Annotated in this window: 24 protein-coding genes; 19 read left to right on the top strand and 5 right to left on the bottom strand. The window is 60.7% G+C overall.

What is annotated here, in order from left to right:
* Positions 1 to 33 precede the first annotated feature (33 nt).
* The 9 genes from QVF59_RS04100 (at position 34) to QVF59_RS04060 (ending at position 6,666) form a co-directional block, all read left to right on the top strand.
* Positions 34 to 462 carry a hemerythrin domain-containing protein gene (locus QVF59_RS04100; protein WP_287877550.1) on the top strand — a complete coding sequence of 143 codons (429 nt, stop codon included), beginning with the start codon at positions 34 to 36 and terminating at the stop codon, positions 460 to 462.
* Positions 459 to 671: a DUF2249 domain-containing protein gene (locus QVF59_RS04095; RefSeq protein WP_159875427.1), complete on the top strand. Its 213-nt coding sequence runs from the start codon at positions 459 to 461 to the stop codon at positions 669 to 671. The genes QVF59_RS04100 and QVF59_RS04095 overlap by 4 nt, the downstream gene beginning before the upstream one ends.
* Positions 668 to 1,972 carry a hypothetical protein gene (locus QVF59_RS04090; RefSeq protein WP_287877549.1) on the top strand — a complete coding sequence of 435 codons (1,305 nt, stop codon included), beginning with the start codon at positions 668 to 670 and terminating at the stop codon, positions 1,970 to 1,972. Before QVF59_RS04095 ends, QVF59_RS04090 begins: the two co-directional genes overlap by 4 nt.
* 154 nt (positions 1,973 to 2,126) lie before the next feature.
* Positions 2,127 to 2,690 carry a YIP1 family protein gene (locus tag QVF59_RS04085; RefSeq protein ID WP_159875425.1) on the top strand — a complete coding sequence of 188 codons (564 nt, stop codon included), beginning with the start codon at positions 2,127 to 2,129 and terminating at the stop codon, positions 2,688 to 2,690.
* A 15-nt stretch (positions 2,691 to 2,705) separates the two neighbouring features.
* Positions 2,706 to 3,119, top strand: coding sequence for a DUF488 domain-containing protein (locus QVF59_RS04080; protein ID WP_159875424.1), 414 nt, complete (start codon positions 2,706 to 2,708; stop codon positions 3,117 to 3,119).
* Positions 3,120 to 3,123: 4 nt separating this feature from the next.
* Positions 3,124 to 3,603, top strand: coding sequence for a MarR family winged helix-turn-helix transcriptional regulator (locus tag QVF59_RS04075; RefSeq protein ID WP_287877547.1), 480 nt, complete (start codon positions 3,124 to 3,126; stop codon positions 3,601 to 3,603).
* Between the two features lie 80 nt (positions 3,604 to 3,683).
* Positions 3,684 to 4,802 carry an HPP family protein gene (locus QVF59_RS04070; protein ID WP_287877546.1) on the top strand — a complete coding sequence of 373 codons (1,119 nt, stop codon included), beginning with the start codon at positions 3,684 to 3,686 and terminating at the stop codon, positions 4,800 to 4,802.
* 226 nt (positions 4,803 to 5,028) lie between these two features.
* Positions 5,029 to 6,228 (top strand): NnrS family protein, encoded by a 1,200-nt coding sequence (locus QVF59_RS04065; RefSeq protein ID WP_287877545.1) that lies wholly within the window; start codon positions 5,029 to 5,031, stop codon positions 6,226 to 6,228.
* Between the two features lie 96 nt (positions 6,229 to 6,324).
* Positions 6,325 to 6,666, top strand: coding sequence for an FKBP-type peptidyl-prolyl cis-trans isomerase (locus tag QVF59_RS04060; RefSeq protein ID WP_287877544.1), 342 nt, complete (start codon positions 6,325 to 6,327; stop codon positions 6,664 to 6,666).
* Positions 6,667 to 6,672: 6 nt separating this feature from the next.
* On the opposite strand, the gene QVF59_RS04055 is transcribed toward QVF59_RS04060, so the two are convergent.
* From QVF59_RS04055 to QVF59_RS04040, 4 genes are all read right to left on the bottom strand, one after another.
* On the bottom strand, positions 6,673 to 8,346 hold the full coding sequence (locus QVF59_RS04055) for a tetratricopeptide repeat-containing glycosyltransferase family protein (protein WP_287877543.1): 1,674 nt from the start codon (positions 8,344 to 8,346) through the stop codon (positions 6,673 to 6,675).
* Between the two features lie 86 nt (positions 8,347 to 8,432).
* The gene (locus tag QVF59_RS04050; RefSeq protein ID WP_287877542.1) at positions 8,433 to 10,298 is read right to left on the bottom strand and encodes a DUF1302 domain-containing protein; all 1,866 of its coding nucleotides are present in this window, start codon (positions 10,296 to 10,298) and stop codon (positions 8,433 to 8,435) included.
* Between the two features lie 199 nt (positions 10,299 to 10,497).
* A complete protein-coding gene (locus QVF59_RS04045) occupies positions 10,498 to 11,730 on the bottom strand; it encodes an MFS transporter (RefSeq protein ID WP_159875418.1) in 1,233 nt (410 codons plus the stop codon).
* 145 nt (positions 11,731 to 11,875) lie between these two features.
* On the bottom strand, positions 11,876 to 12,742 hold the full coding sequence (locus QVF59_RS04040; RefSeq protein WP_287877540.1) for a LysR family transcriptional regulator: 867 nt from the start codon (positions 12,740 to 12,742) through the stop codon (positions 11,876 to 11,878).
* A gap of 96 nt (positions 12,743 to 12,838) precedes the next feature.
* On the opposite strand from QVF59_RS04040, the gene QVF59_RS04035 reads away from it, so the two are divergent.
* Entirely contained in the window at positions 12,839 to 13,741 is a 903-nt protein-coding gene (locus tag QVF59_RS04035; RefSeq protein WP_287877538.1) for a DMT family transporter, read from the top strand.
* On the opposite strand, the gene QVF59_RS04030 is transcribed toward QVF59_RS04035, so the two are convergent.
* Complete coding sequence (locus QVF59_RS04030) at positions 13,738 to 14,973, bottom strand: EAL domain-containing response regulator (protein ID WP_287877536.1); 1,236 nt, start codon at positions 14,971 to 14,973, stop codon at positions 13,738 to 13,740. The genes QVF59_RS04035 and QVF59_RS04030 overlap by 4 nt on opposite strands.
* 198 nt (positions 14,974 to 15,171) lie before the next feature.
* Between QVF59_RS04030 and QVF59_RS04025 the strand changes: the two genes are divergently transcribed.
* The 9 genes from QVF59_RS04025 (at position 15,172) to QVF59_RS03985 (ending at position 24,003) form a co-directional block, all read left to right on the top strand.
* Positions 15,172 to 15,798 (top strand): response regulator transcription factor, encoded by a 627-nt coding sequence (locus QVF59_RS04025; protein WP_287877534.1) that lies wholly within the window; start codon positions 15,172 to 15,174, stop codon positions 15,796 to 15,798.
* Positions 15,799 to 16,163: 365 nt separating this feature from the next.
* Positions 16,164 to 16,925, top strand: a complete 762-nt coding sequence (locus QVF59_RS04020) for an SDR family NAD(P)-dependent oxidoreductase (RefSeq protein ID WP_287877532.1) — start codon at positions 16,164 to 16,166, stop codon at positions 16,923 to 16,925.
* A 3-nt stretch (positions 16,926 to 16,928) separates the two neighbouring features.
* Positions 16,929 to 18,167, top strand: a complete 1,239-nt coding sequence (locus tag QVF59_RS04015) for an enolase C-terminal domain-like protein (protein ID WP_287877530.1) — start codon at positions 16,929 to 16,931, stop codon at positions 18,165 to 18,167.
* On the top strand, positions 18,160 to 19,293 hold the full coding sequence (locus QVF59_RS04010) for an ABC transporter ATP-binding protein (protein WP_287877528.1): 1,134 nt from the start codon (positions 18,160 to 18,162) through the stop codon (positions 19,291 to 19,293). Before QVF59_RS04015 ends, QVF59_RS04010 begins: the two co-directional genes overlap by 8 nt.
* On the top strand, positions 19,290 to 20,525 hold the full coding sequence (locus QVF59_RS04005) for an ABC transporter substrate-binding protein (RefSeq protein WP_287877526.1): 1,236 nt from the start codon (positions 19,290 to 19,292) through the stop codon (positions 20,523 to 20,525). The genes QVF59_RS04010 and QVF59_RS04005 overlap by 4 nt, the downstream gene beginning before the upstream one ends.
* A gap of 49 nt (positions 20,526 to 20,574) precedes the next feature.
* A complete protein-coding gene (locus tag QVF59_RS04000) occupies positions 20,575 to 21,528 on the top strand; it encodes a carbohydrate ABC transporter permease (protein ID WP_287877524.1) in 954 nt (317 codons plus the stop codon).
* The gene (locus QVF59_RS03995; RefSeq protein ID WP_287877522.1) at positions 21,528 to 22,394 is read left to right on the top strand and encodes a carbohydrate ABC transporter permease; all 867 of its coding nucleotides are present in this window, start codon (positions 21,528 to 21,530) and stop codon (positions 22,392 to 22,394) included. The genes QVF59_RS04000 and QVF59_RS03995 overlap by 1 nt, the downstream gene beginning before the upstream one ends.
* On the top strand, positions 22,394 to 23,113 hold the full coding sequence (locus QVF59_RS03990) for a GntR family transcriptional regulator (protein ID WP_287877520.1): 720 nt from the start codon (positions 22,394 to 22,396) through the stop codon (positions 23,111 to 23,113). Before QVF59_RS03995 ends, QVF59_RS03990 begins: the two co-directional genes overlap by 1 nt.
* Positions 23,110 to 24,003, top strand: a complete 894-nt coding sequence (locus QVF59_RS03985; RefSeq protein WP_287877519.1) for an SMP-30/gluconolactonase/LRE family protein — start codon at positions 23,110 to 23,112, stop codon at positions 24,001 to 24,003. The genes QVF59_RS03990 and QVF59_RS03985 overlap by 4 nt, the downstream gene beginning before the upstream one ends.
* Positions 24,004 to 24,057 lie beyond the last annotated feature (54 nt).

Below are 24,057 nucleotides of genomic sequence, written 5' to 3'. Positions count from 1 at the left end.
AGGCATACCCCCCACACCTCGAGACCACGCATCATGAACGCCATTTCACAGCTCACCCAGCAACATCGCTTGTGCGATACCGACTTTGCCCTGGCCGAAGAAGCCGTCCGCCATGCCGACTGGCCGAAGGCACGTGCCGTGTTCCAGGCCTTTCACAATGCCATGCTGCAGCATTTTTCCCTGGAAGAAGACAGCCTGTTTCCAGCCTTTGAAGCCGCTATCGGCAGCAGCATGGGGCCGACTGCCGTCATGCGTAGCGAGCACGCGCAGATGCGTGCACTGATGCAAGACATGGTGCAGCTGCTATCATCCGAACAGGCCACAGACTATCTGGGCTGTGCCGATACGCTGCTGATCCTGATGCAGCAACACAACATGAAGGAAGAAAACATTCTCTACCCCATGTGCAGCCAGCAGATTGCCGACTTCGACGCCATGGTCAACGCAGGAAGCGCAGCATGAGCCCGCGTGACCTGCGCCACCTGCCGGCACCGCAACCGATGGAAATCATCCTGGACGAAGCCGATCTGCTGGCATCCGGCCAGGAAGCAGCCTACATCCTGCCGCACCACCCCAGTCCACTACTGCCCTTGCTGCAGCAACAGGGGCTGGACTTCCGCTTCGAGCTATCCGGTGACGGCGGCGTCATTCTCATCCTGAGCCGGCCATGAGCCAGGCTTGGCTGTCTTACGAAGCTGCCCCGCCGCCATGGCTGCCGGGCAGCTTTTTTGCGGCCAGCCTGTCATGGCTGCTGGTTACCGGGCTAACCCTGCTGCTGGGCAGCACAGTGATGCCCAACCGCTTTGATCCGCTTATCGTCACCCTCACCCATCTGCTAGCACTCGGCGTACTGGGCAACACCATGCTGGGTGCGCTGCTGCAGCTGCTGGCTGTGGCCGCTGGCGTTGGTACGCCCCGACCGCATGCCCTGTGGTGGCGCACCTTTCCGGCCTGGCAGGCCGGTGTTGCCAGCCTGTGCTGGGGCTTCAGCCACGGTTTCAGCCCCCTCTGGCTGGCTATCGGTGCACTATTGCTATGCTGTGCCGGACTGGCCCTGCTGTGGCATGCAGGCTATGGCCTGTGGCGCAGCCCTGCCCGGGACGCCACCAGCCAGGGCCTGCAGCTGGCGCTGGCCGGGCTTGGCCTGGCACTGTCGCAGGGCCTGCTGCTGGTGCTGACGCTGGGTGGCCACATCAGCCCACCCTTTCTGCCGCTGCTGCACAGCCACGTATTGTGGGCGGGCCTGGGCTGGCTGCTGGCCTTGCTGCTGGCTGTCAGCCAGACCGTGATGCCGATGTTTCTGGTCACACCAGCCTTTCCCAGCCGAACCCGCTGGCTGATACCAAGCCTGCTGGCCTTGCTGGCCGGACTCAGCCTGCTACTGCTGTGGCAACCCTCCACGGCAGAATGGCTGCTGGTACTTGCCTGTATTCCAGCAGCCTGCTTTGCCATTCTCACCTTGCACCAGTTGCGCGCCAGCCGCCGCCGACAGGACCCTTTGTGGCGCAGTTGGCTGCTGGCCACGCTGTGCCTGTTGCTAACCCTGCCACTTGCTATCGCAGGCCTGTATTTACCTGCGGCCAGCAGCAGCCTGCCGCTATGGTGTGGCGTACTGTGGCTGGGTGGCATGGGGCTGGCAGCGGTTCTGGGCATGCTGGGCAAAATCGCACCGTTTCTGGCCTGGCTGCATCTGCAGCGCCTGCAGCCACCACGCGGCGCACTGCCACGTACTCATGGTTTTCTATCCGAACAGACTGTTGCCCGACTCACTGGCCTGCATGCTGGCTGGCTGCTGCTGGCATTGGCCTGGTGCCGCTGGCCGGCCATCTGGCAGACCCCGCTGGCCATCTGCACCTTGCTGCTGGCTGGTGCAGCCGCCTGGCATGGCTGGAAGCTATGGCAGCTTTATCGGCAAGTACGGGCGGTTTGCCTGGCACGGCATACCGATAGCACACTCAGCACCTCCCGCTAAAACCTGACTCAACCTTGACCCGCGCCCAGCCTGGGCGCGTCACCTCACACCCCACAAAATCTCAGGTTCAGCACATGGGCACATTTGGCGGTAGATTTATATCGCAATACGATATATATTTAAGTGGCAGCGCCTTGCTGCCAAGGAGATCGCCATGAACCTGCAACATCCGCTACAGATGATTTACTCGTCGCACCATGGGTGGGACCAGCTTGGCCAGCGTCATCCGTCCGTTGCCCATAGTTTCGTGAAAATCGTGCTGCCTGCCTCGCTGTTTGCCGCAGGCATGGTGCAATACGCCGCGGTTTATCACGCGGATAGCTATGCCCCCGGCGTACCAATGCAAAACTGGCAGCAAGCCAGCCTGATCCTGCTGCTGACCAGTTGGCTGGCCGTGGCACTGATGGGCTGGGTAATCCGCCAGTCGGTGCATGCCGCCAGTCGGCCAGCCTTTGCCGATTGCTACCGTCTGGCCGCGCTGGTACCGCTACCGATCTGGCTGTCGGCACTGTCTTTGCTGCTGCCTTATCCGCTATTGAACATGAGCTGCGCCGTGCTGGGCCTGGCCGCTTCTGCCGGATTGCTCTACCACGGGCTGGATGCCTGGTTCGAACACGATGACTCGGTCCACACCTTGTCGCTGGCCTATACCATCTTCGCCATTGGCGCGCTGGTGTGGCTGTTTGTCGTGGCCCTGCTGCTACTGCCCTTGTTGTAAACCGGAGTACACCACGTGAACATCAGCCTGCAAGCCCTGCAACGCTACACCCCCGGCAACACGCCGGCTTTCCTGATCGGCAGCGAGCCCGCTGCCGGTCTTTCCACAGACATTGCCCGTCGCCTGCGCTGGCTGCCGGCACTGTCGCCGGCCCCCGGACTGGCAGCCTGGCTGCAATTGCGTGAAGAGCGCTGGAGCCAGTTTTGCGAAATCTACTGGGCAGTACTGCACAACAATCCCCAGCGCTGGGACTGGCTGGCGCGCATGGCCCGTGGCAATGGCATCATCCTGGTATATGCCGAAAGCGACGTCCATCTGAGCGCCGCACGCGCACTAAAACAGTTTCTGCGACAACAGGATGACATGCCTGTGCACTATGCTTCGCCGGTATGCTATGCGGCCCAGTTCGGCAGCGGCGGGCTGATGTGATAAGGTGAACAGCTTCTTTGTTAGCCTGTGCCACTCCCTGTCCACCATGACTGTTCCCGTACTGAGCAAGCAGGATTTCGAACGCCTGGCCGATTTTCGCTACCGCCTGCGCCAGTTTTTGCGTTTTAGCGAAGAACTGGCGCAGGCGCATGGCATCACCCCGCTGCAATACCTGCTGTTGCTCCAGGTGCAAGGTTATCCGGGGCGGGAATGGGCCACGGTGGCCGAACTGGCCGAACGCCTGCAGTCGCATCATCACAGCGTGGTCGGCCTGATCAAGCGCTGCGAGGAACAGGAACTGCTGAAGAAAACCCCTGGCCGCCAGGATGGCCGCCAAGTGGAAATCAGCTTGCTACCCAAAGGGCAGGAGCTGGTAGCCAAGCTGGCCGCCCTGCACCGTGAGGAACTGCTGCTGCTGAAAGACCTGGGCGGTGCCCAGTCGCTGGACCTGCTGCAGAACATTCACCGCAGCCTGCAAAGCTGAGGCCAGCAACTGGCGGGCTCTGGCTGTAAAAAATATCGCTACACGATAGAATAGTCCACCACCATCCCACCCACCACATCATGACTGCATCTGTTGTTCCTGCGCGCCGCCATGCCTGGCTGCGCGGTTTTCTGCCAGCCCAATTACTGGCCGGTCGGCGTGAGCGGCTGTACGGCTGCCTTGGTGCCGGCATCGGCCTGCTACTGACCGAACTGGTCAGCCGCGCGGCCCTGGGCAGTGCTATCCCGTGGTTTATTGCCCCGATGGGTGCCTCTGCCGTACTGCTATTTGCCGTACCATCCAGCCCGCTGGCCCAACCCTGGTCGATTCTGGCCGGCAATCTGGTTTCTGCCATCATCGGCGTGGCCTGCGCCCGCTACATTGCCGACCCCGGCCTTGCCGCCAGCGTGGCCGGCGCACTGGCCATTGCCGCCATGTTCCAGCTGCGTTGCCTGCACCCGCCTGGCGGGGCAGTCGCCATTACCGCCGTGCTGGGCGGCCCTGCCATACAGGCGCTGGGTTTCCAGTTTGTGCTGTGGCCGGTGCTGGCCAATTCGCTGTTACTGCTGGGCGTAGCCCTGCTGTTCAATAATGCCCTGCAGCGCCGCTACCCGCACCTGCCGACCGACAGCGCCAACCCGCACCACACACGAGACCCGCTCCCCAGTGAACGCCGTGCCTTTAACCAGCAGGATCTGCACCAGGCACTGGCCAGCTTTGGCGAAGTGCTGGACGTGAGCGAAGACGATCTGGCCGCTATCTTCACCGCCGCCGAACAGCAGGCGCAGAAACGCCGCTTTGGTGCCATCCGCTGTGGCGACATCATGTCGCGTGATGTGGTGTCCATCCAGCCGGAAGCCAGCCTGCAACAGGCCTGGAACAAGCTGGCACATCACAAGGTAAAGGCCTTGCCGGTCATCGATGCTGCCGGTCGCTTGCAGGGTCTGGTTTCCCTGCATGATTTCTTCCTTCCGCACCACCAAGTAACAGGAGTACCGCATGCAGCCAGGCTGGATGGGCAGGTGGCCGACATCATGAGCCAGCCAGCCCGCAGCCTGCAGGCCACCCAGCCCATCAGCGAGCTGGCGCTGGCCTTTTCCGATGGCGGCATGCATCACATGCCGGTGATTGATGCGGATGGTCAGCTGTGCGGCATGATTACCCAATCCGACCTGATTGCCGTGCTGTTCAAGCAATAAGAGTCACCAACAAAAACCCTGCGGCGGCGTTGTGCCTGCTTGCCGTACCCTTGTACTGTCAGCATCGGCGCGCCTTGCCCCAGGAGCGCTGCGCCTTTAGCCGCGGTAAGCCAGTCCGCCTTGCCGCCCCGCTCCTGCCGGCAAGGCCGTTTGTCTTGACGCGAATCATTCCCATCCTGTGGCGAGACTGGCCATACTGGGCCATCACCACCCGATCGAGTTTGCCATGAACACCCAGCCCCTCCCTCCCCCCCTGCTGCGCGCCCCACACCGCATCGCCTTTCTGTTTGGCATGCTGCTGGCACTGTTGCTGTTTGCCGCCTGGTTTGCCGAACTGGCCTCGCGCCTGGGCAGCCACCCCATCCAGCCGGCAGTCCCCGCCGTAATGGCGCATGGTTTCCTGATGCTGTACGGCATTTTTCCCTTTTTCATGACCGGCTTCATCTTCACCGCCGGTCCACGCTGGCTGGGCGTGCCGGCACCTTCGCGCCGGCGCTACCTTGGCGTACCGGCCTTGCTGGCCAGCGGCCTGTTGCTGTGGCTGGCCGGCCTGGGCCTGGGCCGAGCCTGGCTACTGACCGGGCAACTGCTGTACAGCAGCGGTTTTCTCGGACTGACGCTGACCTTTGCCCAACTGATATTGCGCAGCCAGCAAGCCAACCGCCTGCATGCGTGGATGGTGCTGTCCGGCTTTGTGCTGGGTTTTGCCGGCCTGCTGGCCGCGTTGTTCTGGCTGTATAGCGGCAATGCTACCGGCTGGCTGCTGATGCGCGACCTGGCCTTGTGGGGTTTTCTGCTGCCGGTATTCCTGACCGTCTGCCACCGCATGCTGCCCTTCTTCACCGTGAGCGCCATGCCCGAGATTCCGGCCTGGAAGCCGGACTGGCTGCTGTGGGCGCTGCTGGCTGGCAGCTGGCTGCATGGCCTGCTGTCCATGCTGGGTGTCACCACCCTGCCGGCGGACCTGCCCTTCTGCCTGCTACTGGCTTACACCAGCTGGCGCTGGCAGGGCTGGCGTACCGGTCAGGTAAAACTGCTGTGCATGCTGCACCTGTCCTTTGCCTGGCTCCCGGTCGCCTTCCTGCTGTTCAGCCTGGCCGGCGTGCTGCCCGCCAACGCACTGGGGCTGGCTCCACTGCATGCGGTCACGACCGGCTTTTTCATCAGCATGGTGATTGCCTTTGTGTCGCGGGTGTCGCTGGGTCACGCCGGGCAGCCGTTGCAAGCGCCGACCTGGCTATGGCGTCTGTATCTGGCGGTGCATGGCATGGCCGTGCTGCGGGTGGCCACCGACTGCCTGCCGGCTGGCTGGGCCGCCGGCCTCTATGTACTGACGGCCATCAGCTGCCTGCTGTTACTGCTGTGCTGGAGCCTGCGCTTTGTCCGGCTCTACCTGAAAGCTCGCAGCGACGGTCAACCGGGCTAGTGCATCTTGCTTCACCTGCAGGCAGCGGGCAGATAAAATGCCGCCACGGTGGCTGCTGTGGCGGCCTGATATGCGAATGAACCGGTAAATGAACAGATGGACCAGCAACTGAAAATCGAAGACCTGCAACTGGGTGATGGCAAGGAAGTGGTACGTGGTGCGCTGATCACCACCCACTACACCGGCTGGCTGGAAGATGGCAGCAAGTTTGACTCGTCCCACGACAAGGGCAGGCCTTTCCAGTGCGTGATTGGCACCGGACGGGTGATCAAGGGCTGGGATATCGGCCTGATGGGCATGAAGGTGGGCGGCAAGCGCAAGCTGTGGGTGCCTGCAGCCCTGGCCTACGGCGAGCGGCAGATTGGCACGCGCATTCCGCCGCATTCCAACCTGCTGTTTGAAATCGAAGTACTGGAAGTCCTTACCCGCGACGACTAGACCGGCTCAGCGGCCTGGCTGCGCAGCCAGCATCGCGACTTGTGCGGCAATGTCATCCAGCACGCTGGCCCAATCGCCCGCTGCGGGCTGGCGAAACAGCCTCATGCTGGCATACCACGGGCTGTCGTCCCGGCCCAGTCCCCAGCGGAAATCCGGGTTGAACGGCAGCAACAGCCAGCACGGTTTGCCCAGCGCGCCAGCCAGGTGCGCCACCGAGGTATCCACGCTGATCACCAGATCCATCTGGCTGATCAGCCCGGCGGTATCCTGCAGGGTATCCAGCTGTGCGGCATGGTCGGTGATGCCGGCAGCAGCCACGTCCACCGGCGCTTCGCGGTATTCGCGCTGCAGGCTGTGCCACTCGGCATCCAGTTGCAGTAATGCGGACAGCGCCGGCAGCGTCAGGCTGCGCTTGCGGTCGTTAAGATGCCGCGCCGAGCCGGACCATGCCAGCCCGACACGCAGACGTTCTTTCTGTCCCAGCAAGTCCGCCCATTGCTGCCTGCCGGTCTCATCCACCGCCAGATAGCCTTGTGCCGCCGGGATATTGTCCAGCGTGGTGGCCATGCGCAGGGGCAGCGACATGATGGGGCAATGCAGGTCAAACTTCGGTAGCGCTTCACGCCGGGTAAACACCTGCGTCTCCGGTAATAGCTGGCTGGCCAGCCCGGCGACTGCCGGATTGAGCAGAAACAGTACCCGCGCCCCGGCCTGCTGCAACTGCGGCAGATAGCGCAGCATCTGGATGGCATCGCCCAGGCCTTGTTCCTGATGTAGCAATAGCGTCTTGCCATTCAGATCCTCGCCTTGCCATTCCGGCTGAGGAAAACGCTGCACACCAGCACGCTGGCACAGCTGCTTGTCCAGTTTACGTGCTTCGTAGTCCTGCCAGCCACGGGCGTAATCGCCTTGCAGCAGCATGAGCAGCGATCGGTCGTAGCGGGCGAGGGCATCAGACGGCGCATGCGCCAGCGCCTTGTCCAGCAGTGTACGGGCGGCGGCAATATCACCATTCCCGGCCAGCAGGTTGGATTTGCAACACAAGGCACGAATGTCAGCCGGCTGTTTTTGCAACACGGCCTCCAGCCGTTGCAGGGCTTGCTGTTCCTGATCCAGACGATATTCCACATTGGCCAGATTGACCTGGGCTTCGACCAGTTGCGGCTTGATGGCAATGGCACGCTCCAGCAAGGGTTGTGCCTGCATGTTTTGGCCTGCACTGGCCAGCAGCGCCGCCATATTCACCAGCGCATCGACATTGTGCGGGTCAAGGCGGATCGCCACGGCAAAGTCCGCGCAGGCCAGTTCGGGCTGGTCCAGCAATACCTGTACATTGCCACGGTTACTATAAGCTTCGGCCATGCCGGGACGCAGGGCGATGGCGCGGTCGAAATCCTGCAGCGCCTGTGGCAGTTGCTGCTGGTTTTTCAACAGGATGCCACGGTTGACATAGGCTTCGGCCAGCTCCGGGGCCAGTGCAATGGCATGATTGAAATGCGTGAGCGCACCCTTGGGTTGCGCTAGTTGCACCAGCGCCAGGCCCAGCAGGAAATGCACCTCTGGGCTGTCGGGGAAGGCTTTCACCACCCGGCTCAGGCCGTCCCGGGCAGCGGATGGCTGGCCTTGCTGCAGCTGCTGCATGGCCTGATTGATCTTGTTGAGCGCGAGTTGTTGGTTCATGGCATCTGGACAATAGGAAAGATGACGAGGGGCAAACTGGCCGCAAGTGTAAGCGGCGGTGGGAGCACAGGCAATGCCGCTACCGACTACAGACGCATGCCCAGCCCCAGCGACACCAGACTGCGATCGCGCAGCAGGTTGTAATCACCACCGCCGGTTTTCAGATAGCTCAGATCCAGCTGGTAGTCACGCCGCACATTCAGCGCCAGGCTCAGCATGGTGGTGAAGCGGCCTTGGGAAAACTGGCCATCGTAGGAATAGCCGCGTACATCCTGCCCCAGTGTCAGGGCCGGGGTCAGCGTCATGTCCGGCCAAAGGGTAGCATAGCGGCTCTCCAGCCGCAGCCGCACACCCCAGGCATTGCTGGTGATGAAACCGTCCAGCCTGCAAGTGGCTGCATCGCCACTGCAGCTGGGATAGGCCTGGCTTGCCGCCATGCCCCAGCCTGCGCGGCCGTAGCGCATCACTGAGGGGTCGGGCAAGGCAAAGACATGCTTGAGGCCCAGCTCGGCAGATAGCTTGACATCCCCCCCGGCCAGCTTGCCCAGCGGCCGGGTGGCCCCCAGGCTCAGGCTCATCACCTGGTAACGGTCGTAGCCATCGGCAGAGGCGCCGGCAGGCAGACTGTACAGGCGTGCCAGCGGGCCGCGCCCCATCAGCAAGCCGTTGAGGAAGTCAGCCCCGTTCCAGGCCAGCGGCTGGTCCGGGATATAGCCCAGCTCGGCATAGGCGCCAGTCTGATCAGGCAGGCGGGTGGCGAAATTCAGCACGAACAGATGCAGATTGGCAGGATAAGAACGGTAATACTGGCTGCTAATCCCGGTGGCCTGGGCCAGGCCGCTATTGGCCAGCACGGGGATGAGTACACCGGCACTATTGTGCTGCACGCCGGTGTAGCCGATCTTGCTGTCGATATTGGCGGCATAAAATCCGAATTTGCCCACCCCATCCAGCAGGTAATGCACACCTGCCCCGTATTGCCCACCTGATGGCAGCCGGTCGGCACTGCGGCTGACGTAATCCAGTGCATTGCTCACCGCCTGGGCATCGGTCGTGCTGATGTTGCGGTGGACAATGGCGGATAACAGGGCACCATTCAGAGTGAGCTGATTGCAGCCCGGCTGTACATAATCGCCAGTGGAGTAGAAGGTGCCGCAGCCAGGGTAGACATTGGGCGCGTAGGCAAACTGGTAGAAGCCATCCAGGCTGAAGCGATCGCTCAGATCAAGCTTGCCGTACAGCGCCCAGTCCGGAATGCCGGCCTCGGCTGCCACCGAACTGGCACGGCTCAATGCCGCGTAATCAATCGCGTTGACTTGCGACAGCATGCCGCTGGCGGTGGGGCTGCCCCAGGGAATGGTCTGCCGGCCAGCGCGCAGCAGCAGTGGATAGCCGGCCAGCCGGGTAGTGCCGTACAGATAAGCATCATCCAGCACCACATTGCCAAAGCGGCCCAGCGGCACGAACCCCTCATCACTCAGTGCGGCACCGGACTGGTAATGATTGGGCACATTGCCATGCAGCACCGATTGCTGCGCCAAGGTGTAGTCATACCAGGCCTTGCCAGCAAGCCGCAGCCCCAGTCCCTGGTATTGCAGATCGGCCTGCAGATAGCTTTCGATGGCGGTGGATACTGCGTCCCCGCTGCGATAGTTGAGATCGCCGTCGTTCAGGCTGTTCATCGATGCGCCGCTGGTGAGCGCCGGGTCCGGATTGGCAGCGCGGATCACCGTGCCCATCCCCAGCCAGCCGCGTAGCGACAGGCTGGCGGCCCCCAGCTCCAGTGTGCTTGCCTCGCCCAGCTCGGGCTTGATGGTGGTAATGCCATTGCTGACTTCGGCAGCCTTCAAGGACTGGCAATGCATTGCCAGCCCAGCCCCGGTCAGCACCAACAGCCAGCCCCGACTTGCCCATGACCCTCTACGCGGTGTCATCCGCTTATTGTTTTGCATGCTTGTTATGCTTGTGCCCAGTATTCAGTCAGAAACGCCCGGCATGCCGTGTAACCGCTACGCTGCCCCTCAGCCCGCGTACGGCAACCTGCCAAAGCAGGCGGCCATTCTAGCGTCTGCCGCCAAACCACAACCAGCACAACAAGATTAAATTTTACACCCGCCTATCCACGGCGGATAAAAGCTGGATCACGATCGCTCAGGAGGACGTGGCGGCCAGCGGAAGCTGCGGCTGCCCCTGCACCCGGCTCACCCACCACAAGGCCACGCTCACCAGTGCAACCGCACACCAGCCATTGCTGCCATAGCCGATGATCTGCCCGCCGCTGCCACTGCTGAGCAGCAAGCCGCCCAACCAGGCACCGCAGCCATTGCCCAGCGACTGAATCGCGCTGTTGACACTGAGAAACGCACCGCGGTTCTGTGCTTGCGGCACCGTGGTCAGCAGGGCTTGCATCGGAATCATCCGACCGGACAGCGCAACCATGAATACCGGGAAAAATGCCACGATGGCGACAAAGGGCAAATCCGGCAGATGAGTGACAAACAGCACAGGCAACATGGAAAACAATGCCATGATGCGGAACAGCTGGTGCTTGCCATAGCGGTCGGCCAACCTGCCGATACGGCGCGAAGTAAAGAAGGTGGCGGCACCGCCAGCCATGTAGATCCAGGCGATCTGCTGCGGCGCAATACCGTGATTGGCCACCAGTACCGGCGAAATGAAGGGGATCACCATCATGTGCGACACCAGCATGAGAAAGGTGAGCCCGAATGCACGCAGATGCAGCGGATTACTCAGCAAACGCCACAACCCGGGCAGAACCTGACTCAAAGGCGGCGGTGCCAGCTGCAGATGCAGGCGCAAGGAAGGCACCAGCACCCATGCAGCCAGCCATATCAGCAGCGACAACACGGTCAGCAGATAAAACGGCGATGACCAGCCCAGATGCGCACCCAGCACGATGCCGGCTGGCACCCCGGCAATGGCCGCCAGCGAAAAGGCCGTCATGATGGTGCCGGTGGCAGCCCCACGGCGGGATACCGGGATGATGTCGCTGACAATCGCCATGATGATGGAGGCCAGCACACCGCCGCTCAGGCCGGCAAAGGCGCGCGCCAGCAACAGCATGTGAAAGTTGCCGGCCATTGCACACACCAGGTTGGAAGCCGCAAACAGGCCATAAATCACCAGCAGCAGACGGCGACGGTCAAAGCGGTCGATATAGGTGGCGGCAAACAGGCCGGACAAGCCGGAACACCAGGAATAGGCCGACACTGCCGTGGCAAACGCGGCCGGGCTGATGGCGAAGGCACGCATGATTTGCGGCCCCAGCGGCATCATCACCATGAAATCCATGATGATGGTGAACTGGGTCAGCGCCAGCAGCCACAGCAGGCCGCGCTCGCGTGAGAGGCTTGATTCAGCCATGGGCAACTCCTTGCGCGCATGCAGCCGCGATGACACGGTAACTGCATGCACAATTAATTGACAATATCACCTATTAAATATGACGTAAATGATTGATATTGTCAACATTATGAACAATCATGTCCCAGCACATATCCGGTATTGATCAGCTCACTGGCTCTCCACTTTGCAGCGTCTGCCGAATCATCTGCTGCATCACATCACAGGCACGGGCTCCCTGAGAATGCAGGCTACGTATCAGTGCCACCTGCAAGGGTGGCAAAGCGGGCAGCCCCTGCTCTACCCCAAGCACCTGGATACCCGGCGGCAAGCTGCATGCGGTCAGCACAGCAACCGCCATGCCGCTGTGTACCGCCGCCAGCTGCCCGGCCACGCTGGGGCTGCTGTACACCACACGCCAGGCACGCTGCCTGGCCTCAACCGCATCCAGCACGGCGCTGCGCGCCCGGCTACCCAGTTCGTACAAGGCAATCGGCAGCGGGTCGCGCAGCCAGGCTGCATGCTGACTGTCGCCCACCCAGACCATGGTTTCGTCAAACAAGTACTCCCCCCGATCCGGCTCGTCCCGGCTGACCATTGCCAGATCAAGCTCGCCGCTTTCCACCTTGCGGATCAGAGCCGTCGATTGCTCGCAGACCAGATTGATTTCCACCGCAGGAAAGCGACCCACATACTCGCGCAACACATTACCCAGATAAGCAACGGCATAATCCTCCGGCACGCCCAGCCGCAACTGTCCACTGACCTGGGCACCATGCAGGGTATCCAGCGCGGCAGAATGTGCGGCCAGTACCCGGCGCGCATGCGGCAGCAATTCGGCCCCGGCGGCAGTCAGTGCCAGCTCGCGCGGATTGCGCAGCAACAGCACGCAGCCAGCGGCCTGCTCCAGCTTTTTCAGCTGCATGCTGACTGCCGACTGTGAGCGATGTACCTGACCGGCTGCCGCACTGAGCGAGCCGGCATCGACCACGGCAACAAAAGCGCGTAGCCAATCCAGTTGCAAGTCCTGCATGGTCATTGTCATCCGCATCATCATTCGAAAATCGAATAATTAACATATCATAAATTCGCTTTACCGAAACAAGCAGCAGCCCCGATGATTTCCGTCATGAAAGATACAAGCATCTTGCACCTGGCCACCACGGCCCGGGAGCGCAAACAGGATACCGGCAGCCGGAGCATGGTTCTGGCCGGGCTGCTATTGGGCACACTGGGCATCTTCGTGACCGAAGCCAATCAGCCACCGCTGCTGACAGTGTTGATGCGCTGCCTGTTTGGCGGTATTGCGCTGTTAGGCTGGGGAGCCTGCAGCGGCAAGCTGGGCGAGTTGCGCTTGCGTGGCAGATCGCTGCTGGCCGTCTTGCTGGCCAGCTTGTTGATGGTTAGCAACTGGGGGCTGTTTTTTGCCGCCATCCCACTCACCTCCATCGGCTTGGCTACCGTGCTGTTTCACCTGCAGCCCTTCTGGGTCATGCTTTACGGCAGCCTACTGCTGGGTGAAAAGCTGTCGCGCCAGCACCTGCTGGCCGCCATCACCGCACTGGTCGGCCTGGGACTGGCCTGCGGGCTGGCAGGACTGCGCAGCGAGGCGCTGCCAGAGGGTTTTCTGAGCGGCGTGCTAATGTGCATTGGCGGATCGCTGGCCTACGCCGGATTGCCCATCATTGCCAGAAGCCAGCCCAGCATCAGTTCATTTGCCCTTGCCTGGTGGCAATGTGCCGTGGGGGTGGTACTGACGGCCTGGTGGCCGTTGCTGAATGGCTGGCCGACTACTGCAGCCAGTTGGGCCTGGCTGGCCGGGTTGGGCAGCCTGCATACCGGCCTTGCCTATGCTTTGCTTTACAGTGGCATGAGCCGGGTTTCCACCAGCCGCTTTGCCGTACTGCAGTTTGTCTATCCGGTAACAGCCATTGTGGTGGACTGGCTGGTCTATCATCATGCGCTGGATGGCTGGCAACTGGCCGGCATTGGCCTGATGGGACTGGCATTGTGGTCGCTGCGGCGTTTTTAGGACAAGGCTTGCGGCAAGGACAGCGGATTGCGGATAAAGCCTGGCAAACGGCCCCGTGCCATGGGCTTGGCCAGCAGAAAGCCCTGCACCAGATCAACATGCAATTGCTTGACCAGATCAAAATCCTGGCGCCGGCTGACGCCTTCCACTACAACGGAGACATGCTGGCTTTGCAGCATGCGCACGGCAAAACCCAGTAGTTTCTCTGCCGCGGGGTCTCCGGCAGCCTGATGTACCAGCGTACGGTCTATCTTGACTGAATTGGCCGGTATTTCCCGCAAATGATGGAATCCGGAATAACCAGCACCAAAATCATCCAGTGCCAGATTAAACCCCATCACCCGCAAACGAATGGCATTTTCCAGAGAACAGCTCAGATTATCCAGCGGCTGGGTTTCCGTTAATTCCAGTGTAATTCTGGCAGGAGAAAGATGAGCTGATTTGAGTATTGCATTGAGTTTATCCGGGATATCCGGCCTATCGAATTCTCTTACGTTGATATTGACAGCCACCCCCAGTTTTAATGCGGGAAACTGGGTATCCCACTCACAGCAATCCCGTACCGAATGCTCCAGCATGGTACAAAGCAATTCTTCTCCCAGGTCGACTTCATCAATGCGGGGCAGAAACAGCGCCGGGGCGATCAGACCGTGCACCGGGTGCTGCCAGCGCGCCAGCGCCTCTACAGAAACCGTTTCCATCGTCTGCGGATCGATCTTGGGCTGGTACCAGGGCAGGATCTGACCTGCGTGCATGGCATCTCGCAGCTCCTGGCGGCTGAAAGCATAGTGCCTGGCAGCGGTAGTCTCTGACTTGTCGGCAATCTGATTGATGCATGCTTGCAGCAGGGATTCAAGCTGATCGGCCGATACCGGTTTTTCCAGGCTACCCAGAACGGGCAACTCTTGATGACCACCAAAGCGGGATACACTGTGCAGGATATCCCCGGCTTGTGCGCTGCAAAAAACCAGCTGGGGAACATGCTCCAGCCTGCGCATGTGACGCAACAGCTGGATACCATCCAGCCTGGGCATGTCCAGATCGCAGATCATCAAGTCATAACGGTGCGACTCCAGCTGTGACAGCGCCTGATAGCCATCCTCAGCCTCGTCAATCAGGCTCGCCCCAGCTTGTTGAAGCAGCGCATGCAATGCCATGCGCTGAATTGCGTGATCTTCGACAATCAATATCCGCAATGGAAAAATATCGCTTTGTAATAATGGACCAGTCATTAAAATCACCTGAAATCATAAAACTTGGTTTTTTATAAGCGTTACATTATCCTTACCTAGATACTGAATGCTGATGGGAAATTTCTGATTGAATACTAGATTTTTCTTATGACTTTTTTAAAGAAACACATTTACTCTCCTGCAGTCGAATGCTAGAAAAATATTATTTCTAATCCATAACATTCCGGAGATTTAAGAATGAAAAGCGCCATCATTGTCGATGACCACCCAGCCATCTGTCTGGCGGTCCGCTCTGTACTGGAAAAGTCGGGGCGATACGCAATCATCGGCGAAACCGACAATGGCCAGTCCGTCATTGAGCTGGTCCGGGAACACAAGGTCGACCTGATCATCATCGACCTCAATATCCCGCGCATCAGTGGTCTGGAGCTGATCAAACGCATCAAGGGGCAGCATCCGGGCATCAAGCTGCTGGTTCTCTCGGCCCAGGACGAAATGGTGTATGCCTCGCGCTCCATGCAGGCAGGAGCAGATGGCTTTGTCAGCAAGAGCAAGGATCTGAATGCCATCCTGTCAGCATCGGATGCCATCATGGCCGGCTACAGCTTCTTCCCGCGCGATGTGGTATCCGGTGCCAAGCTCAATATCGAAAACCAGATGGACAGCCGTATCGAAAAACTGTCTGACCGCGAGCTGGCCGTGCTACAGCATCTGGCACAAGGCCTGTCCAACAAGGACATTGCCGACCGGTTGTTCATCAGCAACAAGACCGTCAGCACCTACAAGGTGAACATCTTCGAGAAACTGGGCATTTCAAATGTGGTGGACCTGACTGACTTTGCCCGTACCAACAAACTGGTTTGACTACATCCAGAGGCGACTCACACTCGCCTCTGTTGCCTCTGCCAGATATCCGGACGCCCACATCTGCGGCACCCTTCTCACGCTGTCCTACTGGTGACGGCCCGGCAGACTGTACGCGCTGATTGCCCAACACCCTCCTGACCCATCGGTCAGACCACGCCAAGCGCAGAATACTGTTTTCCACCTCCGCCCTGCTTGCCACCATGCCGGCAATATCCCGGAATCAAGTACTCACGCGCCCAGCGGCCTGTTAGCTGCTTCATGCCCAGATAGCCAATAAACCCAGCCACGGCTGACCCTTTGATCGGTTACTCAGCTTATCGGCTACTAGTATGGTAGCGCTCAAATCCAACTGGGAGATGGTGATGAGCGTAGTAGTCAGTGGGGCTGCCAATGGCATTGGGCAAGCAGTCGCGATGCGACTGGCGGCAGATGGTCAGCCACTGGTATTGGTGGATATCGATGCCAAAGGGCTGGCGCGCATGGCAGAGGCCTTGCCGCGCAACCTTCCCCATCGACTGGTCATCGGTTCGGTTGCCGACCGTGCTACGGCTGATGCTGCTGCGGCGGCAGCGCAAGAACTGGGCGGTGCCCATGGTTTATCCCATAACGCGGGTATCCAACGTTATGGCTCGGCGCTGGACACCTCGCAGCAATGCTGGGATGAAGTCATGGCGACCAATCTGGGCGCAGCCTTCCTGCTGGCACAGGCCTTGTTGCCCCAGCTGATCGCCAGCCGTGGCGCCCTGGTATTCATGGCCTCGGTACAAGGCCTGGCCTCTCAGCGCAATGTGGCTGCCTATACGGCATCCAAGCATGGGCTGATTGGCCTGAGCAAATCCATTGCCGTGGACTTTGCCAGCCAGGGCGTACGGTCCAATGCCATCGCCCCAGGCTCCATCGACACCCCCATGCTGCGCGATGCCATCGCCAGTGCGCCCTCCCCCGCTGCCTTACGCAAAGAAATCGACACCATGCATCCGCTGGGCCGCGCTGGTCATGCCAGCGAGGTTGCCGAGCTGGTGGCTTTTTTACTGTCTGACCGTGCTGCCTTCATTACCGGAGAAGTCATCCGCATTGATGGTGGCTTGCTCGCCCTTATCGGCGGCTCACCCTTACAGGACTGAAACATGGCCATTGTAGATATCAAGGCGACCACGGTTGCCGTTCCGCTGGAAGCGCCACTCAGACATTCTGCCGGTGTGCACTGGCAACGCTTTGTCCGCACCGTGGTGGAAGTCATCGACGATAGCGGCTTGTCTGGCTGGGGCGAACTGGGCGGTGGCGGTGAAAGTGCCGAAGCCGCCGTCAAGGCCTTGCTGCCCTACCTGAAGGGGCATGATCCACTGCAGTTCGAACAACTGCGCTGGAAAATCATGAACCCCACCGCCAGCCTGTACAACAACCGTCTGCAATTGCATGCCGCCATCGAAATGGCCTGTATGGATCTGGCCGGCAAACAACTTGGCATGCGTGCCTGTGATTTTCTAGGTGGTGCGCTGCGCGAGCAGGTGGATTTTGCCGCCTACCTGTTCTACCGCTATGAACATGATGGCCGCGGCGGCGAAACCATGCCGGAAGACATGGTGCGCCATGCGCTGGAACTGAAGCAGCGCCATGGCTTCCGGGTACACAAACTCAAGGGCGGACATTTTGCGCCCGACCACGATATCGCCGTCATGGAAGCGCTGGCCGCCGCCCTGCCAGGCGACCGGCTGCGACTGGACCCGAACGCCACCTGGTCGGTGGAAGAAAGCCTGCGCGTCGGAAGAGCCATCGCCCATCTGCCAAATGATTATCTGGAAGACCCCACCTGGGGGCTGGAAGGCATGCGCCGCGTGCGCGAACGCCAGCCCATTCCCACCGCCACCAATATGGTGGTGGTGAATTTTGAACAGCTGGCGCAATGCATGCGCCACAGCCTGGTGGATGTCATCCTGCTGGACACTACCTTCTGGGGCGGGCTGCGTCAGGCTTACAAGGCGGGTACCGTGCTGGAAACCTTCCAGCACTCTGCCGCTATCCACTCTTCCGGTGAACTGGGCATTCAGTTGGCCTCCATGCTGCATCTGGGTGCCGCTTTACCCAATCTCAATTTCGCTGCCGATGCCCACTACCATCACCTGCGTGATGACATTCTGGTGGGAGGCAAATTCAGCTATCAGGATGGTGCCATTGCCCTGCCGTCTGGTCCGGGCCTGGGGGTCGAGGTCTGTCGCGACAAGCTGGCGCAGTATGCCGAGCACTACCGCAGTGTGGGGGGCTATGCCTATGACCGCGACCCGGGCCGACCCGGCTGGTATGGCATCCTGCCGGAGCGGCGCTGGGCCGACCCTCGCCAACAGCAGGTGGGGGTGCACCATGGCTGAAGTCTGTCTGCGCGATCTGGTCAAGGTATACGAACAGCAAGTGGTGGTGCGTGGCATCAATCTCGAGATACCAGATGGGGCCTTCGTGGTGCTGGTCGGCCCTTCCGGCTGCGGCAAATCCACCACGCTACGCATGATTGCCGGACTGGAAAGTATCAGTCATGGCCAGTTGCTGATTGATGGCAAACTGGCCAACGACCTGCCCCCGCAGGAACGCGGCGTGGCCATGGTGTTCCAGTCCTATGCGCTCTATCCGCACATGACGGTGCAGGAAAACCTGGCTTTTTCGCTGAAGCTGGCGGGTATTTCCGCTGCAGAGCGGCAAAAGCGGATTGATGTCGCCGTCAAAACACTGGAGCTGGCCCCCTACCTGAACCGCAGGCCGGCAGAACTATCCGGTGGCCAGCGCCAGCGGGTAGCCATGGGACGGGCCATCGTGCGCGAACCGCGGGTATTTCTGTTTGACGAACCGCTGTCCAATCTGGATGCCAAGCTGCGCAACCAGATGCGGGTGGAAATCAAGCGCCTGCAACACCGGCTCAAGGTCACTACCGTCTATGTCACCCATGATCAGGTAGAAGCCATGACGCTGGCCGACATCATGGTGGTGATGAAAGACGGAGCCATCGTGCAGCAAGGCAGCCCGCTGGAGGTATTCCAGAATCCGGCCAATCACTTTGTCGCCAGCTTCATCGGCACGCCGCAAATGAACTTCTTCCACGGCACGCTGCAGCAGGAGGGGGAACACTTCTACTTCGCCTCGCCGGCGCTGCGCATTGCACTGGACCGGACACGCTTTGGCCCGGCATTGACGCATGGACAGCGCGTCTGCGCCGGCTTGCGTCCGGAAGACATCGTGCCGCATTGGCCGGATGAAGCGCCGCCAGCGGCAGAAACCTTTGCCGCCACCATCACGCTGTCGGAAATGCTGGGTAATGAAACCCTGCTGTTTGCCGAATCCGCCAGCGGGCCGCTGATTGCCCGTCAACTGCCTCCGCGCCCGGTAGCCGATGGCCAGACACTGCGTTTTGCCATCCGTGCCGCTAATTTGCACCTGTTCGACGCCGATAGCGGCATATCGCTACGTGCCGACCGTCCGCAGTCTCAGGAGACCAATACACCATGACACCTTGCGCCTTACTCCGTATTGCCCTGCTCACTTGCTGCCTGCACAGCACTGCTGTCCTGGCCAAGGAGGTACAGCTATTCAATGACAAAGGCTTCTGGAGCGTCCCACTGCAGACGGTGGCCAATGCCGCGCGCGCCGAGGGCATCAGCCTGAAGATTTCTCCTTATGCCAATGCAGAACAGTACAAGACCTTCATTCAGGCCTCGGTGGCCTCTGGCCGCACGCCGGAGCTGTTTACCTGGTGGACCGGCGCATCACTGAACACGCTGACCGCTACCGGCCAACTGGCACCACTGGGCACGCTGTGGAAGGAAATGGAAGCCGATGGCCGCTTTCAACCGGGCGTCAAAGACCTGTTCAGCGTGGGCGGTCAGCCCTATGCCATCCCTTTGCAGCTGTCGCGCTGGGTGGTGTTGTACGACAAACGCGTCTTTGCCCGCCTGGGCTTGAAACCACCCGCCAGTTGGGCCGAGCTGCAAACCGTGGCCACGCGGATCAAAGCCGCTGGCCAGACACCGTTTCTGGCCACCACCCAGGATGGCTGGCGCGGCTTTATCTGGTTTCAGGAACTGCTGCTGCGTACCGATCCCAAGGCTTATGTCGGCCTGAACAATGGCAGCGTGGCCTATGACAGCCCCGCGGTGCGCAATGTATTCAAGATATGGTCCGAGATGTATGCCAAAGGCTGGTTTTCCAACCCGCGCTCCAATGAAGAAATCAACGACTTCGTCCGGGGCAAGGGCGTGATGTATTTGTTTGGGGAATGGGCGGTCGGCCTGCTGGGCAAGGCCGGCTTTCCACTCCAGGAGCTGGGGGTGTTCATCCTGCCCAATGCGCCTGGCGTGCAGCAGCCGGCCATCATTGTGGAAGGCGCACCCATCGTGGTTTCCCGCAAGGGACTGGCCAATCCCGATGTAATGAAGACGCTACGCTTCTGGGTTTCCAACCAGGGTGCGCAAACCTGGGGCAAGGCCTCGGGCAACTATATCGGCAATAACAAGATCGCCGCGCCCAATGCCATTGTCAGCCAGGTGAATACGCAACTGGCCCAAACACGCCACACCATGTTCCTGCGCTGGTGGGAAAACGTACCCACCACGCTGCAAGGCGAGATGGTGGCGGAATTCAACCGCTTCATGCTCAAACCGGACATGAGCACTGCCCAGAACGTCATGCAGCGCATGCAAAGCCTGAATGTGGCTTATTGGAGCAGCAGAAAAAAGTCCTGACGCATCGCCTGGCAACAGGCCAGCCACCCGCACCTCAACGGAGACCGGCATGAACCCGCTCATGCAGCATGATCAACAACTGCTGGCCCGCATCGGCCTGGCACAAATCAAGGCACGCGAACGCGCCCAACAAGGGCGTCAGTTTCGCGTGGCACTGCGCTTCATGGCCCCCGCCCTGCTGTTGGTGACAGCCCTGCTATTACTGCCGGTGCTGTACAACATCTGGCTCAGTTTTACCCAATGGCAATTGTTTGAGGGCCGGGACGACTTCGCCGGCTGGCAGAATTATCGCCAGTTGTGGTCCAGCCCCTATTTTGACGAGGCACTGGGCAATACCGCGCTGTGGGTGCTGGCCTCGGTGCTGTTTCCCCTCACGGTAGGATTGGGACTGGCGCTGCTGTTCCGCCAGATGCCCGGTCAGGAATGGTTCAAATCCATCATTTTCCTGCCGCGCATCCTGGCCCCGACGGCAGTTGGCGTGATGTGGTACTACGTTTACGCGCCACAAGGCATGCTCAACCAGGTACTGGGACAGTTCACCAGCATGCCGGTGGAAACCGGCTGGCTGTTTGAAGAACAACTGGTCACGCCCGCCATCATCCTGACCTTTGTCTGGCAAAGCTGTGGGCTGGTTATGGTCCTGCTGTTGCTGGGGCTGGCCGCGCTACCGCGCGATCCGCTGGATGCCGCCCGCATGGACGGTGCCAGGCCCTGGCAGGTGTTTCGCCACATCACCCTGCCCTTGCTTGCACCCACCTTGCTGATGGTGGTGATTCTCTCCGTACTGGCTGGTTTCACGGTATTCGATCTGCTGTGGGTGATGGGGGCAAACTATCCGCAACAGCGCACCCTGTCGCTGGCGGTGTTCATGTACTTCGAAGCCTTCCAGAAAAACAGCTGGGCCTTTGCTGCCGCCACCGCAGTAGTGATTGGTGGCGTGGTGCTGGCTGTTACTTGGCTCCAGACCTTATTGCAAGCCCGTGTAGACAGGATGGTCCGCTGATGCAAAACCTATCGTCGCAACAAGCCAAATGGCTGGCCCTGCCGCCGCCGGCATCACCACCACGCTGGGGCAAGGCCCTGTGTGGATTAGCACTCGCCTTGCTGTGGCTGCTGCCCTTCAGCTATGTCTTGCTGGCCATCTTCAAATCCACCGCCGAGTATGCCGCTTCGGCCCCGCTGTCCCTGCCCGAGGGTGTGTCCCCCTTGCTAGAGAATATCCGCATGGCCTGGCAACAGGGCGATATGGCACAGGCCATGCTCAACTCCAGCCTGTATGCCGCAGTGGGTGCCTCGCTGGCGGTACTGCTGGCCGCCATGGCCGCTTATCCACTGGCGCGCATGCACTTCCGGCACCGCAATCTGTGGTTCCTGCTGCTGTTTGCCGGCACGGTGTTTCCCTTCCAGATGTATCTGATTCCACTGTTCTTCGGCTTCCAGTGGGCTGAGTTGCTGGATACGCATCTGGGCATGTGCCTGCTGTACACCGCCATCTGCATTCCATTCCCGCTGCTGGTATTACGCAATTACATGCAGAACCTCAGCCTGGAAATCGATCAGGCGGCACGGCTGGATGGCGCGTCGGAATTCATCTTGTTCTGGCGCATCATCCTGCCCAATCTGCGCGGTCCGATGTCGGCGGTGTTCCTGCTGCAATTCACCTGGATCTGGAACGACATGCTGTTTTCCTCGGTGCTGGGCAATAGCCCGGAAACCCGTTCCATCATGAATGCCTTGCTGGTGTTCCAGGGCAGTTATGCGCAAAGCGGGCCCAATATCATGCTGACCGCCGCCGTGCTGGCCTCGCTGCCCACCTTATTGCTGTTTGTGCTGCTGCGCCGCCAGTTCATGCAAGGGCTGCGGGTGTGATGAGCCAGCCTGCTGCCCTGGCCACGCGCCAACCCTTTGTGCCGGATCCGCGCCAGCCGCTGGCACGCCAGCTATACCAGTTGCTGCTGGAGCGGATTTGCCGCTTCGAGCTGGAACCGGGCCGGCTGATTTCTGAAGCCTCGCTTTCCGCCACCCTGGGCGTCAGCCGCACCCCAGTGCGCGAGGCGATGGCCAGACTGGCAGAACAGGGCCTGGTGGAAGTCATGCCGCAGCGTGGCAGCCGCGTACTGCCCTTGCGCCGCAGCGATCTGGAAAAGTCGCAATTCATGCGCGAAGCATTGGAAACCGCCATGCTGCGCAAAGTCATGGCCATTGCGGATCGCCAGCTCCTGCGGATGCAGCTGGACAGGGAAATCACCCTGCAACGCACCTATTTGCAGGTGGGCGATCTGGCACGTTTTTATCAATCTGACGAGGACTTCCACCGCCATATCGCCCTGTTTGCCGGATGTGGCCCGGTGATCGAGGAGATTGCCCGCGTCAAGGTGCATATGGACCGCTTCCGGCAACTGACGGTGGCCTCGGTGGAAGATCTGGCCATGGTGATTGCCCAGCACCAGGCCATACGCGACAGCATTGCCGGCAGCGACGGCATGGCAGCCGAAGCCTGCCTGCAGTTGCATCTGCGGCGGATATTCTCGTTCCTGGAGCAGGCCCAAGCGCTGTTCCCGCATTATTTTGCCGAGTCAAAGCCATGAAGATAGCCATCTGGGGCAGGCAACGCGACCACGTAGGCGAAAGCCCGTGCTGGGATGCAGTACACGGCTGTCTGTGGTCGGTGGACATGACGGCACAGGCCATCCGCCGCCGCTGGGCGGATGGCCGCACCGACAGCTTTCCCACCGCCGAACTACCTGCCGCACTGGCACTGAACCCGCAGGGAAACATGGCGGTGGTGGCGTTTGCCAGCGGTACCGCGCTTTGGACGCCCACACAGGGGCTGTTGCACTGGCTCACCCGGCCGGAAACCGACCCGCAGCTGCGGCTGAATGAAGGTAAGTGTGATCCGGCAGGACGCTTCTGGGTGGCCAGCATGGAAAACAATCTGGACCACCATGGCCAGCCACGCGCCACCTCCCGCTTTGCCGGGCGCCTGTGGCGCACCAGCGGGGAGCAGGCCATTGCCTTGAGTGAAGCCGAATTCGGCTGCCCCAATACCATGGCCTGGTCGCCCGACCAGCGCTACTTTTATGCAGGCGACAGCCAGCGCAATGCCATCTGGGTGTGGGATTACGACGCGGCATCCGGCGACATCAGCCAGCGCCGAGTGTTGCAACAAGGCGTGCCGGGCATTCCCGATGGTTCTGCCATGGATGAGGATGGCTGCCTGTGGACGGCCCGCTTTGGCGGAGGCTGCATCGTGCGTACCACGCCAGCAGGTAAAACCGACCGCATCATCCCGCTGCCGGTCCGCAACCCGACCAGCTGTACTTTTGGGAATGCACAAGGCGGCAAACAACTGGATACCCTGCTGATTACTTCCGCCCGCTTTGGCCTGAGCCAGCCCGGCCCACAGGATGGTGCGGTACTGGCCATCCGCACCGGCCACTACGGCCTGCCGGAAAACCGTTACCGGGACGATGCCTGACGCGCGAGGCAGCAGGCGGGTCAGCTTACAGGCCGGCCCACCCGCAAGCACTAC

Origin of the sequence: Aquitalea sp. (genome assembly GCF_030150775.1) — a bacterium.
GTDB lineage: Bacteria > Pseudomonadota > Gammaproteobacteria > Burkholderiales > Chromobacteriaceae > Aquitalea > Aquitalea denitrificans.
Note: the sequence above shows the minus strand (reverse complement) of the source record. Positions and strands in the feature narration are given on the sequence as shown.